The following is a 385-nucleotide window of genomic DNA, read 5'->3' as shown; positions in this document are numbered from 1 at the left end:
TCCGAAAACTGTATCTAACAATAAGTCATTCGTTACGACCAAGACGTTATTTAATAAAACTGAAGAAAGAGATAGTACGAAGATTCCATATAATGTCGTCAACGCAAAAGTCTTACCAATTTGCTTATAACCAAGATAAATAAAGGGCAGGTTTAACAAGAATAACAAAAATCCAACTCGCCAACCTGTTAAATGTGAAAGTATAATTGAAATCCCAGTTATTCCACCATCTAGAATATTATTTGGAACTAAAAAAAGTTCTAAAGCGGTCGCCATTAAAATCGCCCCAATGGTTACCAGGAAAATACGCCAAATCAAGATTTTGCGTTTAAGTTTTTTATGATGTTGCTTAATAACTAGTTCGTTTTGTTCCATATCATCATCC

Annotated in this window: 1 protein-coding gene; it reads right to left on the bottom strand. The window is 33.2% G+C overall.

Annotated features, from left to right (window positions below):
• A partial coding sequence (locus NWP09_RS13340) for a YitT family protein (RefSeq protein WP_258275953.1) occupies window positions 1–385 on the bottom strand: 385 nt, incomplete at both ends.

Origin of the sequence: Agrococcus sp. HG114 (assembly GCF_024723325.1) — a bacterium.
GTDB lineage: Bacteria > Actinomycetota > Actinomycetes > Actinomycetales > Microbacteriaceae > Agrococcus.
Note: the sequence above shows the minus strand (reverse complement) of the source record. Positions and strands in the feature narration are given on the sequence as shown.